Origin of the sequence: Secundilactobacillus silagei JCM 19001 (assembly GCF_002217945.1) — a bacterium.
In the GTDB taxonomy this organism is placed as follows: Bacteria; Bacillota; Bacilli; order Lactobacillales; family Lactobacillaceae; genus Secundilactobacillus; species Secundilactobacillus silagei.
In genome coordinates this window covers 1-17601 of record NZ_BCMG01000002.1, presented here as the reverse complement: position 1 = coordinate 17601, position 17601 = coordinate 1, and the positions used below count along the sequence as shown (strand labels likewise).

At 46.8% G+C, this 17601-nt stretch carries 18 protein-coding genes and 2 riboswitches; of the genes, 6 read left to right on the top strand and 12 right to left on the bottom strand.

Annotation, left to right across the window (positions count from 1 at the left end; genetic code table 11):
• Positions 1-61: 61 nt before the first annotated feature.
• The 7 genes from thiE to CES79_RS01865 all read right to left on the bottom strand — a co-directional run bounded on the left by thiE (position 62) and on the right by CES79_RS01865 (position 6261).
• The gene (thiE, locus tag CES79_RS01895) at positions 62-700 is read right to left on the bottom strand and encodes a thiamine phosphate synthase (RefSeq protein WP_089136148.1); all 639 of its coding nucleotides are present in this window, start codon (positions 698-700) and stop codon (positions 62-64) included.
• Entirely contained in the window at positions 697-1521 is an 825-nt protein-coding gene (thiD, locus tag CES79_RS01890; RefSeq protein WP_089136147.1) for a bifunctional hydroxymethylpyrimidine kinase/phosphomethylpyrimidine kinase, read from the bottom strand. The genes thiE and thiD overlap by 4 nt, the downstream gene beginning before the upstream one ends.
• Before the next feature lie 16 nt (positions 1522-1537).
• Positions 1538-2329, bottom strand: coding sequence for a hydroxyethylthiazole kinase (thiM, locus tag CES79_RS01885; protein ID WP_089136146.1), 792 nt, complete (start codon positions 2327-2329; stop codon positions 1538-1540).
• Between the two features lie 101 nt (positions 2330-2430).
• Positions 2431-2539: riboswitch (TPP riboswitch) on the bottom strand.
• A gap of 358 nt (positions 2540-2897) precedes the next feature.
• Positions 2898-3746, bottom strand: a complete 849-nt coding sequence (locus CES79_RS01880; RefSeq protein WP_089136145.1) for an aldo/keto reductase — start codon at positions 3744-3746, stop codon at positions 2898-2900.
• A gap of 108 nt (positions 3747-3854) precedes the next feature.
• A complete protein-coding gene (locus CES79_RS01875) occupies positions 3855-4868 on the bottom strand; it encodes a WxLIP family cell surface protein (RefSeq protein ID WP_089136144.1) in 1014 nt (337 codons plus the stop codon).
• Position 4869: 1 nt separating this feature from the next.
• Entirely contained in the window at positions 4870-5556 is a 687-nt protein-coding gene (locus CES79_RS01870; protein ID WP_159459440.1) for a WxL domain-containing protein, read from the bottom strand.
• Positions 5557-6012: 456 nt separating this feature from the next.
• Positions 6013-6261 carry a hypothetical protein gene (locus CES79_RS01865; RefSeq protein WP_054654788.1) on the bottom strand — a complete coding sequence of 83 codons (249 nt, stop codon included), beginning with the start codon at positions 6259-6261 and terminating at the stop codon, positions 6013-6015.
• A 221-nt stretch (positions 6262-6482) separates the two neighbouring features.
• Here CES79_RS01865 and CES79_RS01860 point away from each other — a divergent pair, with 221 nt between their 5' ends.
• The 3 genes from CES79_RS01860 (at position 6483) to CES79_RS01850 (ending at position 9582) form a co-directional block, all read left to right on the top strand.
• Entirely contained in the window at positions 6483-7484 is a 1002-nt protein-coding gene (locus CES79_RS01860; RefSeq protein ID WP_054654786.1) for an aldose epimerase family protein, read from the top strand.
• A 109-nt stretch (positions 7485-7593) separates the two neighbouring features.
• Positions 7594-9048 (top strand): 23S rRNA (uracil(1939)-C(5))-methyltransferase RlmD, encoded by a 1455-nt coding sequence (rlmD, locus tag CES79_RS01855; protein WP_225362280.1) that lies wholly within the window; start codon positions 7594-7596, stop codon positions 9046-9048.
• A 96-nt stretch (positions 9049-9144) separates the two neighbouring features.
• Positions 9145-9582, top strand: coding sequence for a hypothetical protein (locus tag CES79_RS01850; RefSeq protein ID WP_089136141.1), 438 nt, complete (start codon positions 9145-9147; stop codon positions 9580-9582).
• Positions 9583-9816: 234 nt separating this feature from the next.
• On the opposite strand, the gene glpK is transcribed toward CES79_RS01850, so the two are convergent.
• Together glpK and CES79_RS01840 are read right to left on the bottom strand one after the other, a co-directional pair.
• Entirely contained in the window at positions 9817-11325 is a 1509-nt protein-coding gene (glpK, locus tag CES79_RS01845) for a glycerol kinase GlpK (protein ID WP_089136140.1), read from the bottom strand.
• A 170-nt stretch (positions 11326-11495) separates the two neighbouring features.
• A complete protein-coding gene (locus CES79_RS01840; RefSeq protein ID WP_054654925.1) occupies positions 11496-11747 on the bottom strand; it encodes a hypothetical protein in 252 nt (83 codons plus the stop codon).
• 211 nt (positions 11748-11958) lie between these two features.
• Between CES79_RS01840 and CES79_RS01835 the strand changes: the two genes are divergently transcribed.
• Positions 11959-12699 carry a gamma-glutamyl-gamma-aminobutyrate hydrolase family protein gene (locus CES79_RS01835; RefSeq protein ID WP_054654784.1) on the top strand — a complete coding sequence of 247 codons (741 nt, stop codon included), beginning with the start codon at positions 11959-11961 and terminating at the stop codon, positions 12697-12699.
• Between the two features lie 78 nt (positions 12700-12777).
• On the opposite strand, the gene tenA is transcribed toward CES79_RS01835, so the two are convergent.
• The 3 genes from tenA to CES79_RS01820 all read right to left on the bottom strand — a co-directional run bounded on the left by tenA (position 12778) and on the right by CES79_RS01820 (position 15301).
• On the bottom strand, positions 12778-13506 hold the full coding sequence (gene tenA / locus CES79_RS01830; protein ID WP_089136139.1) for a thiaminase II: 729 nt from the start codon (positions 13504-13506) through the stop codon (positions 12778-12780).
• Between the two features lie 71 nt (positions 13507-13577).
• A riboswitch (TPP riboswitch) is annotated at positions 13578-13665 on the bottom strand.
• Between the two features lie 94 nt (positions 13666-13759).
• A complete protein-coding gene (locus CES79_RS01825; protein WP_089136138.1) occupies positions 13760-14644 on the bottom strand; it encodes an alpha/beta hydrolase in 885 nt (294 codons plus the stop codon).
• A gap of 3 nt (positions 14645-14647) precedes the next feature.
• Positions 14648-15301, bottom strand: a complete 654-nt coding sequence (locus tag CES79_RS01820) for an NAD(P)H-binding protein (protein WP_369688657.1) — start codon at positions 15299-15301, stop codon at positions 14648-14650.
• Positions 15302-15500: 199 nt separating this feature from the next.
• On the opposite strand from CES79_RS01820, the gene CES79_RS01815 reads away from it, so the two are divergent.
• The gene (locus CES79_RS01815) at positions 15501-16301 is read left to right on the top strand and encodes a tyrosine-protein phosphatase (RefSeq protein WP_089136137.1); all 801 of its coding nucleotides are present in this window, start codon (positions 15501-15503) and stop codon (positions 16299-16301) included.
• A gap of 17 nt (positions 16302-16318) precedes the next feature.
• Positions 16319-17245 carry an alpha/beta hydrolase gene (locus CES79_RS01810; RefSeq protein WP_089136136.1) on the top strand — a complete coding sequence of 309 codons (927 nt, stop codon included), beginning with the start codon at positions 16319-16321 and terminating at the stop codon, positions 17243-17245.
• The last annotated feature ends 356 nt before the right edge of the window (positions 17246-17601 follow it).

The following is a 17601-nucleotide window of genomic DNA, read 5'->3' as shown; positions in this document are numbered from 1 at the left end:
GTACCCCAAAAATTATTGCTAACCTTTGAAGTACCAACCAAACATTATCCAAATTTTCGACTTAAGCTTCCAGCATTGCTTTCACCACACTGGTAATATCTTCACTCTGCGCAATCATTGAAATGACCGCTGAACCAGCGGCGCCAGTCTTGCGCACATCGCTAAGATCCGCCACGGTGATTCCGCCAATGGCGACGATTGGCCGATCAGTTAGACTAACCAGCTGTTTCAGGCCATCAAGGCCAATCACGGGATCAGCATCCGCCTTCGATCCCGTTGGGTGAATCGGGCCACTGCCGTAATAGTCGATACCGTCAATGGCATTAGCGGCTTTGACTTCCTCAGCAGTTGAGCAGGAAAGGCCAATGATCATCTGGTCGCCCACTTCGTTGACCACGTCTTGAATTTTTTCATCCGACTGACCCACGTGAATGCCATCAGCATTGACTTGCTTAGCCAGTTCCACGTTATCATCCACGATAAAGGGAATCCCAGCTTCAGCGCATTTACCGCGTAACTTCATGGCTACCGCTGCTCGGTCAATGGGTGTCAGCGTCGAATCCGCACCCTTATCACGAAACTGAAATGCCGTGACACCGGCTTTAATCGCATCATTTACGACAGCCTTATACTGTCCTTCAGGCACGTCTTGTGACCCGCAGACGAAGTAGGCTTTTAACATTTCTGGTTTAAATTTCATTTGCCCGGATGCTCCTCTCCGTAGGCCCAGTGGTTCAGCGGCCCATGACCGTGGCCGACTTGAATCGTGTTGCGGATGGCGGCTTCAACGAAGTCTTTCGCCAACCGAATAGCTGATTCAATGTCTTGACCCTTGGCAATTTCGGCCGTCATGGCACTAGACAGCGTGTCGCCGGTACCGTGTGTCCGAATCGTGTCGACCCGTGGCGCGCTGAGCCAGAACTCCTTACCGTCTTCCAGTAACACGTAATCCGTGACTTTTTCGGTATTGCCGTGGCCACCCTTGATCATGATGTTCTTGGCACCGGTCGCCCGCAGTTTCTTAGCAGCTGCCTGCATATCGGCTGGCGTCTTGATCGTCATATCAGTCAGTCGTTCTGCTTCTGGTAAGTTCGGTGTGACCACCGTTGCCAGCGGTAACAGGTCACGCTTGACCACGTCGATGGCGCTGTCAGCCAGTAACGGCGCCCCGCCCTTCGCAATCATGACTGGGTCCACGATCAGCGGACCAAAGTCGTATTTCTTTAAATTATCAACCACGATTTCTACATGTTCGGCATCCGCCAGCATCCCGGTCTTGCAGGCCTTGATCGCCATGTCGTCTGCTAATGAGGCGAATTGCTCGTCGATCAGCTTCTTGGACAGTGCTGAGAAGTCCTGCACGCCCAAGGTATTTTGTGCTGTAACGGCGACAATCACCGCGGTACTAAAAACGTGGCGTTCCTGCATGGTCTTCAAATCGGCCATCACACCAGCACCACCGCCGGAATCGGTCCCGGCAATGGTTAACGTCTGTGGAAATGAATTGAGTTGCGCACTCATTTTAATGTCACACCTTTCAGTCAAATTGGGCAATTTTTTCAATATCAGCAACAGTGGCGAGGTGCAGCTCATCCATGAGCCGAACTGCAAAGGTTCCTGGCCGTTCAGCCTTCATTTGATCAGCGACTAACTGACCGATAGAAGCAAAGACGAGGCAAGCGGTCTGAGCCGCTTCAAAGTAATCCCCGTCACTGACCGCGCAAAAGGCCCCCACGATACTGCTCAACATATCGCCGGAACCAACGTGCAGCTGGAACAATGGTGTCCCGTTGAAGACGCGGGCCACGTGTTCGCCATCGGAAATGACGTCCGTCGCACCACTGAGAATGACCACGCAGTTTTGTTTCTGAGCGGCCTTCTTGGCAATTTCGACCACGTCCTGGTTACCGGAACCGGCATCGATGCCTTTAGCGTCCCAGGCAACGTCGGCTAACGCGGCGATTTCACCAGCGTTGCCACGAATGACATCAACTTGGAATTGGTTCATAAGGTCCAAAGCGGTCTTTTTACGGAAACTGATGGCACCGACCGCCACTGGATCGATGACTAACGGTTTGTGTTGGGCGTTTGCTGCTTTACCCATGGCTAAAATATGGGCAACTTGCGGCTTAGAAAAGGCGCCTAAGTTTAAGGTAACGGCATTACTGATGCCGACCATTTCATCGGTTTCCCGAATTTCTTCGGACATGATGGGTGACCCGCCAATGGCATTAATACCATTAGCGACATCTTGGACGGTGACAAAGTTTGAAATATTGAGAACAACGGGATTAGTTGCGCGAATCTGATTCAGCAAATCAATTTTCATGAAGAAAATCCTCCCTAATAATATAAGTGCAAACAACAGTCAGTCGCAAAAAAAGAGTCGAGCTAAACAAAACGTTAGCTCGACTCTTCGCCGGTAAAACCGGTCCGAATTGAACACGTTCCTACGCAAGTATGAACTTACAGGTTCAAAGGGATAGTGCAAGCACATCTCAGCCCCAGCATAAATGCAGGGACACCCCTCGTGTTGTTTGGGTTAAGTGTAAAAGAAAAAGGGTGTGAAAGCAAGCGGCAAGGGTGTGGAAGCAAGCGCTTAGAGAGCGGAGTGTAAGCTAACTAAGACAAAAATCCCGGGTCTGGATTTATGTCTTAGTTGGCTTACATGCAGCTCTCTGCTTGCTGGAACCCGACTAGAAAAAGGGTGCGAAGGCAAGCGCTTAGGGAGCGGAGTGTAAGCTAGCTCTGACAGAAATCCCGGGCTTGGATTTATGTCAGAGTTGGCTTACATGCAGCTCTCTGCTTGCTGTAGCCCGACTAGGCTATATAAATTACCCCCACAAAACAAAAAAAGAGCCAAGCCCCAAGCGGAACTCAGCTCCAAAACATCATCATTAAAACGGTACCTTATCCGGATCATCAATCAACCCCGCAGCACCGCGCATGCCGTCCATCGCTGCCATATCAACGTCACTGATCTCAAAATCAAAAATATCAGTATTCGACTGAATATATTTAGCGTGTACCGACTTAGGTAGTGGCAAGAATCCATGTTGCAGATGCCAGCGTAAAACCAGTTGGGCCACGGACTTGTTGTATTTAGCAGCAATCCCCTTCAAAGCGCCAACCTGAAAAATTTTCCCAGTGCCAAATGGACTGTAGGCTTCGGACAAAATGCCGTGAGCCTTGTTATAGGCCACAACTTCTGGCTGCATATCAGATGGGTTCAAGAAAATCTGATTGACCATTGGCGTGATCATGGCTGTTTTCAGTAGCGCATCTAAGTGCTTCGGCCGGAAGTTGGAAACCCCGATTGCCCGTAATAAGCCGTCGTTATATGCTTCTTCCATCGCTTTCCAAGTTGCAGCGTTGGTTTCTTCCCATCTGTCACGGAAAGCCAGTGGATTTGGCCAGTGGATCAAGTAAAGGTCAACGTAGTCCAACCCTAATTTGGATAACGACGTCTTAATAGCCTTCTTGGTTGCTTCATAACCATGATCAGCGTTCCATAATTTCGTGGTGACAAACAGGTCTTCTCGTTTGACCCCGGAATCACGGATGGCGCGGCCAATACTTTCTTCATTTTGATAACCAGCGGCAGTATCAATGAGCCGGTAACCAGCCTTTAAAGCGGTTAACACTGATTGGTAAGCCACATCGCCATCTGGCGTTTGCCAAGTCCCCAAGCCGACAACCGGAATCTTGGTACCATTACTAAGTGTGTATGTATCTGTTAATGACATAATCGTCCTCCTTAATTTAAATCAAAAAACGGTAAACTCAAGTCTTAACAACTTTGAGTTTACCGTTTTTATGAGTTTAAACGCAAGTGATTTGTCGAATTGTACAGACTAATCTTTTTTCATCCACTTACGGAATTTGTTAATGATGTAAGCCAGAACAATCAGAATTGCCAAGCCTTCAATGACCCACATGATGATCTGTTTCCAGTTAGTGGCCGGCTTGGCAATCTTAGCTGCCTTGCCGTCTTTGTCAGTCACTGTAAACAGCTTATCAAATTTCCAGGAACCATTGTCCCCTTTGACGGTCATGTTGAGGTGATAATTACCAGCTTTGAGTTCTTTATTATTCAAGGTTGGCAGTTGATAGCCAAAGCTTGAATTAGGTGCAAAGTTCAGCATCTTTTGGTCAACTTTAGCAACCACTTTGTTTCCTTCACCAGTAACAGTGGTTTTTACGTGTACATTACCAATAATGGTTGGCTGAGTATTTTGTAGATTAACTTGAACTCTTGGAAGTCCACCACTACCCACGTATTTAGTACCATGATATAACAAGTTTGGTTTAACTTGTTGAGATGATTCAACCAGTTGAGTTGCAATCACATAATGAGCCAAATTACTACTTTGATTACTATTTTTTACCTGATTAGTAGCACTAACTGAATAAACCAGGAATCCCCCTAGAATAGTTCCACTAAAGGGCTGCTTAGGTAAAGTCAATTTAAAAGAAACTATGGCGCTGCTCTTTCCTGCAACTGACACAGATTTACCATTTCGATTGCTCAACATATCTGTAAACGAAGTAGTAGCCGAAGAATCTTTTTTGGCATGAACAGAATAATCAATAATTCCATTCTCATTAGTTGTTGCATTGTTTGGTTGCACATTAATTCGTTGCCGCTTATTACTGTTATTAGTAATTCTGAGACGTAGAACCCGATTAGTATCAGGCTTCACTTTCAGGTTAAAATAACTGGAATGAGAAAGGTTATCCGATGGTAAAATTGCCTGAACCTGAAAATCATTAACCGCAGTTTTAGCATGTACCTGCCCACCAGTGAGATTGAGCACACCTGAAGCAAAAATTAATGTGAGTAAAACAATTCTTAAAAGTTTTTTCATATTACTTACCTGCGTTTGGGCTGTCAGTAGTTGAGCTATTTGAATTCGAGTCACCTGCTGCGGGTACACTTGAGGTTGGGCCTGAAGTTAATGTCCATGTCATTTTAGAAGTGTATTGAGTATTTAATTTAGGAAAGTTGCCAGTTAAAACTACTTTATCAAAAGGTATGACCCACTGCCCAACTCCATCACCAGCAACTGCGTTTGCAACGTTAGCTGCTTTACCATCTGCTGAAAGTTGCCAACCTGTTTTTACTGGGGCGTCACCAGCTAATTGTTCACCCTTATCAAGCTTAGGAGCTGCACCTAAATTGGTCCATGAGGAAAGCGAGTAGCCAGTGAGCTTTTGACCCAGGTTTTTCCCGTCAGAAACACTGAATTCACTCATTTGAGCTGAAACGTGCCATCCAGATGCTGTGCCAGTTCCATCGTTAACAATCAGATCATCACTATCGGCTTGAATTTGGTGGCTATCAGAGGTTCCATTAAAAATGAAAATTGGAGCCTTAACTATCGTAAGGGACCCATCTTTACCACTTGGAGCAGTAATATTAACTTTTGCGTCAGTAGTCTGACTCCCGCCGTTATTAGAAGTATCTGCCGCATGGCCCACAACTGGCGCCGCTAAAACGCCAAACAAAATGCCTGCACTTAAGAGGCCTGTACTGAATTTATTTAAAAAAGTCATGATAAGTTCTCCTGTCTGAATCGAATTTAGTTTCGTCGCTGCGTCAGCCATATTTTTTACGAATGACGCGAGATATAGAATATAATATGTTTTATAAAAATAGTCAATTAAATTTTAATAAGATATATAGTATCTTCCTTATAGATATGCGTTTTCAAGTGTTAGTAACCCCCGTTAATTATAAATATTTTTTCTTACTAAAAATCAGTAGATTGCCCAGTGATACACAAATCACAAAACCTGTTCCACCAAGGAATGAAGTGCTAAGTGCTCTCCCGTTTAAATCACTTTTTCGGAACTATACAACACTGTAAGCTTTGGATCCGTTATTCATTCATTTAATTCCGCATAACCTGTTTAAAAATTTTTTTCAAATAAAAGCCCCTGACCAATTGTTAAACAATTAGCCAGGGGCTTTTACCTTATAGAAAACACACGAAATAACTTATCTTAATTTTAGATCACTGGCGTTGCACTGAGCCAGTCATACTGCAGTAATTGGTGGGTGCCCTTAGTTACTGGCAACCAGATCTTTGCCTTGGCGATATCTTTCATACTCTGCCAGAAGGACTTATCCTTTTTAGCGACTGCACTTGGTTTAATTTGAATCAGATCATTATTTTCGGTTTTAGCGGTCATTTTAGACTCATTGACGTCCACTAATTGAACGGCGATGGTCTCAATTTTGGAATTATCAAGTAACATTTCTATCAATCCTTTCGAGAATTACATCCCTGATAGTACATGATTAAGAATACCAACTAAATGTCACCAAACTGTGAAGAAATTATTGGGAAAAGGTTAAGAACTGGCTTACATTAATTTTCATAAATAATTTACCAAATGAATTAGAATTTTAGTAAAATTGTTGCGCTAGAAAGCGTATAATAGAAACGATAAAGCGTTTACACAAGGAGGATTTATTTATGCAAATTACATCCGATATTTTTGGTCAACATGACGGTAAAGACATTAACCGTTATACGATTACAAACGCAGCTGGAAACTATATTCAAGTCAGCGAACTTGGTGCAACTTGGACTAACTTCGTGGTTAACGATCACCCACTGATCGGTCATTTTGATAAGCTCTCAGATTATGAACAAACAGCCACTTGCTTAGGCAAGTCGATTGGCCGGGTCGCCGGCCGGATCACTAAGGCTAAAGCCACCATCGATGGTAAAGAATACCACTTCGACGCTAACGAAAACGGCAACCTGCTTCACGGTGGCCCTAACGGCTTCGCCAACCTCGTTTGGCACGCTGAACCAGCTACTAGTGAACACAATGCCAGCGTGACTTTCTCACGTAACATCGCCAGCTCAGAAGACGACTTCCCTGGTGATCTAGACGTCCGCATCACCTATACCTTTACAGACGATAACGATGTCACGATCAACTTCAGCGCCGCTTCAACTGCTACGACCCTGTTCAACCCAACTTGCCACATTTACTGGAACCTGACTGAAGGACAAAAGAACTTGGACGATCAATTACTGCAGATCAACAGTTCTCGTCGTTTGGACCTCGCTTCAGACAAAGTGCCAACGGGTAAGTTCACGAAATTAGCTGGTACCGGCTACGACTTTTCTAAGACTCGCGACGTACCAAGCGCATTAGCCGATATCAAGTCAGAAAATGACAAGAACGAAATCGACGACATCTATGAAGTTAAGCCAAGTACCACTGAACCAATTGCCATCTTAAGCGATAAGTCCAGCAAACGTCACGTGGCCATCTACTCAGAACGTAACGGGCTGGTTGTTTACACCGCCAACTTATTTGACAGCAGTAAGCCATTTAACGCTGTGGCAACTGAAGCACAAACATTGCCAGATGCCATTAACCATGACGGCTTCGGTGATATCACGTTACACCCAGGCGACTTGAAGTCTTACTCAATTAAATATCACTATTACGAAGAGTAATCATACTTTTCAGTAACGAATGGAGCGGTTCAGCTTGTGCTGGACCGCTCTTTTACGCTACAATACGAAAGACGTCAACTACTAGACCAATATAGATAGGAAAAAACAATTGAATACAAATCAATCCAAACATCGTTATAATCATTACAATCAATCTAATCACCGCAGACCAACGCACTCGGATCATCAACAGACCGACGTTAAAGTCACTTTGGGCCAGCGTTTTCCGCTGACCATCAAGCGTCTGGGCATCAACGGCGAAGGGATCGGCTACTTTAAGCGCAAGTTGGTCTTCGTTAAGGGCGCGTTGCCAGACGAAGTGATCGTCGCTGAAGTCACCGGCATTAAGCCCTCATTTCTGACAGCCAAAATCCACCGGCTCAAAACGCCCAGTAAAGACCGGGTCAAGCCACGTGATGCTTACGCGGCTGAAGTCGGCGGCTTTGAGCTGGAACATTTAGCTTACCCCGCCCAATTAGCCTTTAAGCGCGACATCATGCTGCAGTCGTTGGAGAAATTTCAGCCTAAGGGTTTCCGTAATTTTCAATTAAAGCCCACCATTGGCATGGATGATCCTTATGGCTACCGCAACAAGGCCCAGTTCCAAGTCAGACGGGATGCTGACGGCCACGTGATTACCGGCCTTTACAAGGAACGCAGCCATGATCTAGTCGACCTGAAGACCTGTTCGGTACAAATGCCGGCCACGATGCACGTCATGCGTGGCGTGGTCGCCTTAATGGAAGAACTGGACGTCAGCACCTACGACGAAAAACGGGGCACTGGCCTCGTTCGGACAGTCGTTGTCCGGGTGGCTGAAGGGACTGGCGAGGTTCAGGTGGTTTTTGTGACCGCCAAGGCCCCCTTCCCGCAAGAAGCTGAGATGGTCGACCGTTTATCAACTGAATTTCCAGAGATCGTTTCAATTATGCAAAATATCAATAATGATAAGACCTCACTCATTTGGGGCGAAAAGACCAAGCTGCTAGCTGGTAAACCACAGATTCGTGAAGTGTTAAACGGGCTGCAGTTCAACCTATCTGCCCGGGCGTTCTTACAGCTAAACCCCTATCAGACCGTTCGCCTCTACGACGAAGCTCTGAAAGCACTGGCTCTCTCCGATAACGAGACCGTCATCGATGCTTACTCCGGTGTTGGGACCATTGGGCTATCAATTGCCCACGCTGCCAAGGAAGTTCGTGGAATGGATGTGATTGCTGACGCCGTGGATGACGCCAACGAAAACGCCCGGATCAATCATATTGACAACGTTCACTACGAAACCGGAACCGCTGAAACGATTATTCCTAAGTGGCTCAATGAAGGCTTCGAACCAGACGCGCTGATCGTTGATCCACCGCGTACGGGATTGGACGACGGCCTGATCAACGCCATTTTAACCGCCAAGCCGAAAAAATTTGTCTACATTTCCTGCAACCCCTCGACCCTCGCTCGAGACCTAGTGAAATTGACTGAGCAGTATCACGTCAACTACATTCAGTCCGTTGATATGATGCCGCAAACTGCCCGTTGTGAGGCAGTTGTGAAATTTACCCGGGCTTAGCGGTAGCCAAAAATTGGATTTAGGCTTATCATAGGGCAATAACCAGTTTGACCAATTTTGACTTTTAAAAGATTCAGTGTAGAAAAGAGGGTTTAAATGCAAAATCCATTTGGAAACGGCGATAATGGTGATAACAATGAAGGGCCAAACGGTATTCCAGTACCGCCTAACTATGCCACCGTTGCAAAAGAAGAGGGCGACATCAGAATCGGTAAAGTCGGGTTTTCATACACCGCCTTTCTCTTCTCCTTCCTCGTTCCCATTTTTCGGGGAGATTGGTACAACCTCCTCTGTATGCTCGGTGTGAACCTCGGCGTTGTCTTGGGACTGTACTCCATTCACTTTTCTTCGATGCAGACCTTCAACATTGCCACCAGTGTGCTTCAATTCGCACTGAGCTTTGTTTGGGGCTACCTGTACAACCTGATGTACTTCCGCCACTTGTTCAACCGGGGTTATAAACCAGCAACGCAGCGGTCAAAGGATCTGCTTACCAGTAGCGGTTATTTGCCTAAAACTAAAACCAAAAAATAAGTGCGTGACAAAACTCGGTAGATTCCAGAGTTTAACCCAAATAATGCCTATTCCGGCGAACTTTGTCGGAATAGGCATTATTTGGGTTAAATGGCCGTAATCTGAGTTTTGAAGCGCGATTAGACCATATTGAAGTATTGAACAAACGATCATCTTTTTTACTATCTTCAGTTAAGAAGACCGTTGCAATACTTACCAATATCAATTTTTCCTGATTCAACCAATATTTTAAGATTACGGTTTAAACGCTCGGGTGGCCTTGATGGCAACTTGCCAGCCATCGTAGAGCCGCTTCCGGCGGTCGGCCGCCATTTTAGGGTTAAAGGTTCTGCCAGCCGCGTGAATCTGACTGACTTCCTTCAAATTCTTCCAGTACCCGATGGCGAGACCAGCACAGATGGCAGCCCCAAGCGCAGTGGTATCTTCGTCGCTGGAACGCACGATTGGCAGATCCAAAATGTCAGCCTGAAACTGCATCAGATAGCGGTTACGTGACGCCCCGCCATCAGCCAGAATTTCCACCACCGGCATGGCTGTATCCTGGCGCATGGTTTCAATGATATCGCGCGTCTGGTAGGCAATCGACTGCAGGGTGGCCTTCACAAAATCACTCCGGTTCGTCCCGCGGGTCAGGCCAAAGACCGCTCCTCGAGCATCCTGATCCCAGTATGGCGCGCCCAACCCGTTAAAGGCTGGCACCACGTAGACTTCATCGTCGTTAGTGGATTGCATGGCGACCTGCCGGGATTGCGGGACGTTATCAATGATCTTCATGGTTTCTTGCAGCCAGTTCAGCGCTGTCCCGGCCACGAAGATCGACCCTTCAAGAGCATAGGTAACGTGCCCCTCTAGATCATAGGCAATCGTGGTCAGCAGCTTATGGTTGGAAAGTTGCGGCTTATCGCCAGTATTCATCATGATAAATGCCCCGTCGCCATACGTGTTCTTGACCTCACCGGGCTTAAACGCCATTTGACCGACTAAGGCCGCCTGTTGGTCACCAACGAGCCCACAGATTGGGACTTCAACCCCGTAAAATTGATAATTCTTAGTGGTACCGTAAACTTCCGAGCAGGAATGAATCTCCGGCAGCATTTGCTTCGGAATGTTCAAAATTTTAAGGATCTCATCATCCCATTTTAAATCGTGAATGTTAAACATCATGGTTCGGCTGGCGTTGGTGTAATCGGTAATGTGCAACTGTCCATCCGATAATTTCCAAACTAGCCAGCTGTCAATGGTCCCCATCAGCAGGTCACCCTTTTCAGCACGGGCTTGAGCGCCGTCAACGTGATCTAACAGCCAGCGAACCTTGGTGGCTGAGAAGTAAGAATCAATGACCAAGCCAGTATGCTCGTGGATCAGCTCGGCATAACCAGCCGCCACCATCTGTTTGGCGATCGGCGCGGTCTGCTTAGACAGCCAGCCAATCGCATGGTAGATAGGCTGGCCGGTCGCCTTATCCCAGATGACCGTGGTTTCACGTTGGCTGGAGATGCCAATACCATCAATGTATTCGGGATGAACCCCCGCGTCGATCAGCGCACTGGCGATGACCGACTGCACTGAATTCCAGATCTCATTGGCGTCAACTTCCACCCAGCCATTATGCGGGTAATATTGCGGAAACGACTTTTCGCTTTCAATCACCTTACGGCCAGAGTGGTCAAACAACATGGCCCGGGTCACAGAGGTCCCCTGATCGATCGCGAGTATATAATGTTCCGGCTGCTTCATTGCCATAACAACTCATTCCTCCAAGTTTGTGACTAGTAAACGGTTTCAAAACTAATCTTACTCTATCACATTCACAAAGTACCTGTCATTAATTACGGCAGAAAACACAACAAACCCCGCACAGCAAAATCACTGTCCGGGGTTTAAATGCTCATTTATATCAATGATTGCTTCAATTACCGCTTGATCAAAACACGGATATCAGCTTGTTTGTCAGTATTCGTTGGGTGCAGTTCTTCTTTATAGTTGAAGTCTGCTTCTTGGAAATACTTCTTCATTTCAGCGTTAACGGTCTCAAGGGGACGTGAATCGTTATCCTGTTGGGTAACCAGTAACGTGTATTCCTTGGTGTCTTCATCAACGTCTTCGAATGCGTAGATAACATCTACCGTATTCAAAATTTCTTGAATCATTTGTCTCTCTGTCATTGCCATCTTCATTTACCTCGTTTAAATTTTAGTTACATAACTAATGTAACCCTATTTTAGGGGAATGTTAAATCTTTTAAGGTTGTTGAGGGAATTCCCCCTCTATTGCCTAATCGGGTTCCAGTCTCTAGACGCCTAGTTCCACACCTTGCTTTTCCCCCTCAATCTGCTAAACTAATCACATTATAATTTCAGAAAAGGAGGGTTCGCCATGCGCCCACGAATTGCGCTTCCAGCAGATACCCTAGCTGAAGCGACCAACATTATTAACGAACGCAACGCCGCTTTTGCTCCCCGGCCGGCCATTGAAGCCGTCGTTAAAGCCGGTGGCGTGCCGATTATCTTTCCCAGCGTTGATCCAGAAGACGTTGGTGATTACCTGGACCTCTTTGACGGAGTGGCCTTTCTTGGCGGCGCCGACGTGGATCCCACCTTTTACGGTGAAGAACCCCACGAAAAACTGGGTGTGACCTACCGTAAACGTGATCTATTTGAAATCGAACTGCTCAAACAAGCCGTTGCCCAGGGGAAAGCCATCTTTGGCATTTGCCGCGGCATGCAGCTGATCAATACCGGTTTAGGCGGGACAGTCTACCAAGACCTGTCAGAAAACCCCGACATGACCCTTAAACATAATCAGGCAGCAGCCGGCAACATGCCATCCCACCACGTTTCCGTTGACCCCACTAGCCGTCTCTTTAAAATTACTGGTGCCCGGCCCTACGTCAATTCCCGCCATCATCAGGCGGTCAAGCAACTTGCTACTAGCCTGAAAGTGACTGCTCGTGCGGATGACGGTGTGATTGAAGCCTTTGAATCCACCGCCAACGATCAGATTCTGGCGGTGCAGTGGCACCCCGAAAATATGTATAAACATCATGCAGAATCTAAGGCACTTTTCGCTGATCTGATTACCCGTAGCCGGAAAGTGGCGGAACAAACTCGTAAATAATAGTTGCTGTCATCATAAACGGCATGGCCCCAGTAGAAATACCGGAGCCATGCCGTTTTAAAATAATCAATCAATCATTTACTTAGTCTTCACAGTTGTACCTACTGGCAACTTAACACCAGGCAGAAACTGCCAGTCCTTTTGATAATAGGCCTGTTCCCAGAAATCCCACTCAAATTCACAGCTTTCGAGGAAGCTGCGTTTGGCCTGGTTGAGCCGCTGCCGACTGTATTTTGGTGCTTCACGGTCCAGAATCTCAAAGAGTGGCAACTGTTCTGGCGTCTCACCCGAATCTTCGTCAGCCGTATCAGCATACAGTTCGATCCAAGGCGTAAACACATTATCCGGTGTATTTTTGCCCTGTTCAACCAGTTTCTTCCCAATTTCGGCATAGGTCCAAGGACACGGCGTCATCGCTGCAATGATATCAATCAAGTCACCGGCTTTCAGCGTCTCTAACATGTGGTTAGTATACAGCTTAGTGGTCGGCGCCATTGGTTGTCCCTGCAGTGATTTGTACGACGTCCCGGCAACCTCGCAAAAGTTCTTGTGGGCTTCCGATTCGCTGCTCAAAAGAAAATCAAGCTGGTTATCGATGATCTGCATGTCCTCACGTGACGTACTCTTCAAAAGCGCCACCGCATCCGCATGTAGAAATTCGTTCAGGTAGTTAAAATCCTGCGTCACGTAAAACATCAGCGCTTCTTTGGATAACTGACCCGCACCAATTCCCTTTACGAAGGGATGTTCCATGATGTGATCTAAAATAGGCGTTCCTGCTTCAATCAATTCTGTCGAAAAACTCATCAGGTGTTATCTCCTTTTTATTTTTTCGGCATAGAAGCTAGGAACCCCCTTATTCTGAGCGTTCGTGATCATATTCGTTACATTGGCTTCCCTTCGCTAGTACTAACTAGATCAGGTTTAAAGGGTATTTCTCAGCTCAAGGCACCCCTAGCGTTATGTCACGCAGAGTATAGCATGTCGACCAGAATTGTCAATCAGCTGAAGGATTTCTTCGGCGTGGTCCATAAAAAATTGTAAATAAAAACGGCCAGTCTTACTGGTCGTTTTTTTTCATCAATTCATTTAGCGTCTCAAACACCTGCCGGCTTTCCGGCAGATTGGGCCACATGAGAAAATCATGCAGCATATTTTTCATTTCATGCACGTCAACTTGAGTACCGTCAGCCTGTTTGAGTTTGGCGGCTAACTTGCGGTGATCAGGTAACAATAGTTCCGTCGTCCCGTACCAGAGGCTGATATGTCCTAAATGCGCCATTGACCCATTTAACGGGCTGACTAACGGATCATCTAAAACCAGCGTACCCGCGTAATTGGCCGCCACTTGGCGCATGGCCTGCAAGGGCAGTTCCGGATCCGACTGATGGCGCTGCTGAATCTCGGGATCGCGCATCGCTAGATCAGACCAGGGCGACACCAATACGCTGGCTGTCGGCATGGGCTGCTGCTGAGTGCGTAGTTGCTGTAAGAGCACCAGCGCCAGACCGGCACCAGAAGAATCCCCTAACCAAAAAAACTGATCATCGGGATATTGCAGTCGCAGTTCTGCGTAGGCATCCAGTGAGGCTGGTACCGTCACTGACGCCGTGGTTTCCGGGGCCAGCGGAAAGTCCAGCATAGTCGCCTTAGCCCCCATCTGGGACACGATCTGTTCCATCCACTGCCGGTGACCCTCTGTCGTAGGAACCGTGTACGCGCCACCATGAAAAATCACCACGTGTTTGTTAGTCGCTGTTTTAGGCAGTAACGTAACTAGGCGACTGCTGTCTAAGGGCACGGTTTTCACTTGATCCGGCTGCCGAAAATAACTCGGGTCCAGATGATCCGTTCGACGGCTGGGATGCAGAAAACTCGTCGCCACCTGCTGTTTCAACCGACTGCGTTTCATCTTAAATAAGAGCCAATCACCACGTATACTCATCTATTAATCGGCCTCCCGATTACGAACTGTAAACCGCTGCTGATGGTGCTGCGGGGACTCCAGTTCGTCTAAAATAGCTAACGCCATATTACCGCGAGACAGTTCTGATTTACCATTCGCATCTTCCATGATCTGATCTTTACCCATGACGTACCCGTTAGTCGTTCCGGGACCAAATTCACGCTGCGGCGAAATGGCCACCCAATCAACGTTATCGATCATTTGTAAGAATTCATATTCATAGGTTTGGTTAAGCGGCACACCGATCCACTGTTCATTATTAGGCATCGCCTTGAGCTGTTCCAGCAGCCGATGACCATCCGGCAGCTTGAGACTGGCCGCGCCAATGATCACTACTAGCCGCGTCTGCGTTTCGCGCAAATCACGGACTAATTTGGTCAGCAAATCTAGATGCAGGTATTGCTGTGTCGAACCCATCGGGACAGCAAAGGCATCCACGACAACATCGAAGGCAGTTAAGTCAGCCTTAGTTAATTCAAAAGCGTCCTTCACCAGCAAATTGGCGTCGTCACCCAGTACCGCGCGGGCACGTTCTTCATTACGGACAATAGCAGTTGGTTCGTGGTCCCGTTTCTTGGCCTCGGCATAGATTGCTGAGCCGGTTTTACCGTTGCCGCCAATAATTCCAATTTTCATCATGATCATCCTTTCCTGTTCAAAATCAATTACGATTATTATAGCGCTTTCAATTGCTTTTCAACAGTCATTTGCAGTCCTTACATTTTGCGGCTATCCCATCCATTGGCCACCGCAGCGGCATCATTGTTCATGAAATAGCACGTCATTTGCGTTACAATAATCACGTATCTATAGCACAAGTAAGGGGGACTTTTTCATGCAGCAAACTAATCAACGTGTACTGACAATGGACCATGGCTATAACTTTCGTGAGCTAGGCGGCTATCAGTCCCGCGATGGTCAGACGGTGAAATGGCAACGGGTGATTCGGACGGGAACTTTGGCTTATTTATCGGATCATGATCAGCAGTCATTGATCAACTACGGGGTCAAGTTCGACGTGGACTTTCGTTCTGACGTCGAAGTGGCCCAGGCGCCCGACCAGATTCCGAATAACATTTTGTACCGCCATCTGCCAGTGTTTGCTGACGATGAAACCGACGCCTCTAAGTCCCGGGAAGAATTAAATGCTGAATTGAAGACACGGCAAAAAAACGGCTTTGATCACATGGTCGAAGCGTATGAAGACCTCATTGTCGAACCGCAGTCCCATACCGCTTATCAAAATTTCTTCGCGACACTGTTAAATAATACTGATGAAAAATCCACGGTGCTGTTTCATTGCACTTCCGGCAAAGACCGGACTGGTATGGGGGCCGCTTTCTTACTTTCAGCATTGGGCGTCCCACAAAAAACGATCAAGCAAGATTATTTATTAACCAATGAGATCTTATCCCCACTGGTTCAAAAGCGGCTCACTAAGGCGAAAAATGACGGCATGACGGAAACTAACTTGGAAACGATCAAGGCACTCATGTCAGTCTCAAGCGGCTACTTCGATGCCGCCATGGCAACCATTGCTAAAAACTACGGTTCCATGTCGCAATTTCTCAATCAGGCCCTGCAATTATCCAATGAAGATATTAACGACCTAAAGAAACTCTACTTAACGCACTAATTAACGGAGGTTAGCTATTGAAAAAATCAGTTACACTCGGACTCTCGCTGGCAGCGGTTGCTACTGGCGCGCTTTACGTCAGCCACCGGCTGTTTAACGTGGCTTTTAAACGGGTCAATTACGTGCCCGAAACTTCTGCTGAAAAACAAAAGTACGCGCAGCAATACTACGACTATGTCGACTGGTTCCGTAAGGTTCCCCATGAAACCTGGTATTTACACCAAAACGATCCGGCTAAACGGCTGGTCGCGACCTTTATTCAACATCCCGATCACCTGAAAAAAACGGTGATCATTTCTCACGGCTATAAGGGAAACCGTGAGACGATGGCAAACTATGCCCAGATGTTTTACAACTTGGGCTTCAATGTGTTACTGCCTGACGACCGGGCGCACGGGGACAGTGCCGGCCAATACATTAACTTTGGCTGGCTAGACCGGCTGGATTACATGGCCTGGATCAATAAATTAATCGACATTAAGGGTGAGGACGAAAAGATCTTGCTCTTCGGTGTCAGCATGGGCGGAGCCACGATGGAAATGCTGTCGGGTGAAAACCTGCCGACTCAGGTAAAAGCCATCATTGCCGACTGCGGCTATTCCAGCATTAAAGAGGAAATGACTTATCTGCTGAAGGAACAGTATCATTTACCCGAATACCCCTTTGAACCAATGGTCAGTACCATCAACCGGCGGCGGCTAGGTTTTTACTTGGGTGACGTTTCTGCCAAAGAACAGCTCAAGCGCAACCGGCGGCCAATCCTATTCATCCACGGTGGCAAAGATACCTACGTGCCGGTGAGAATGGCTTACGAAAACTACCACGCTACTAAGGCACCGAAACAACTGTGGATCGTTAAAAACGCGACTCACGCCGAAAGTTTCTGGTACAATCCTGCAGCCTATCAGGCACGGGTTGCCTCCTTTTTGAAGACTTATTTTTAATCCCAGTAAATCTTCAAAAATCTGCCCCGTCCTGTTCACACTTTTGTCACATTTTGTTGCTATATTTAATTCATAGCAAAGGTAACAAGCTATAGTACACTTCCTTGATTCATCAGTTTCTTCCCCCTAAAGAAACTGATGTGCATGCGAGATCTATCCTCCTCCCCTAGAAAACAGGTCTCACTGCCCACTATATTTCCCAATTCCCCCTATGATTGGAAAATATTTCCCTATTAAAAAGGTTCTCTGTCAACTGTTGTTGGTAACGACCATAATGCACTCAATCATTATTTGATGATTGGGTGTTTTGTTTTTGTCCTTAACATAACAAGGACGCGCAAACGGAAATTCTTAAA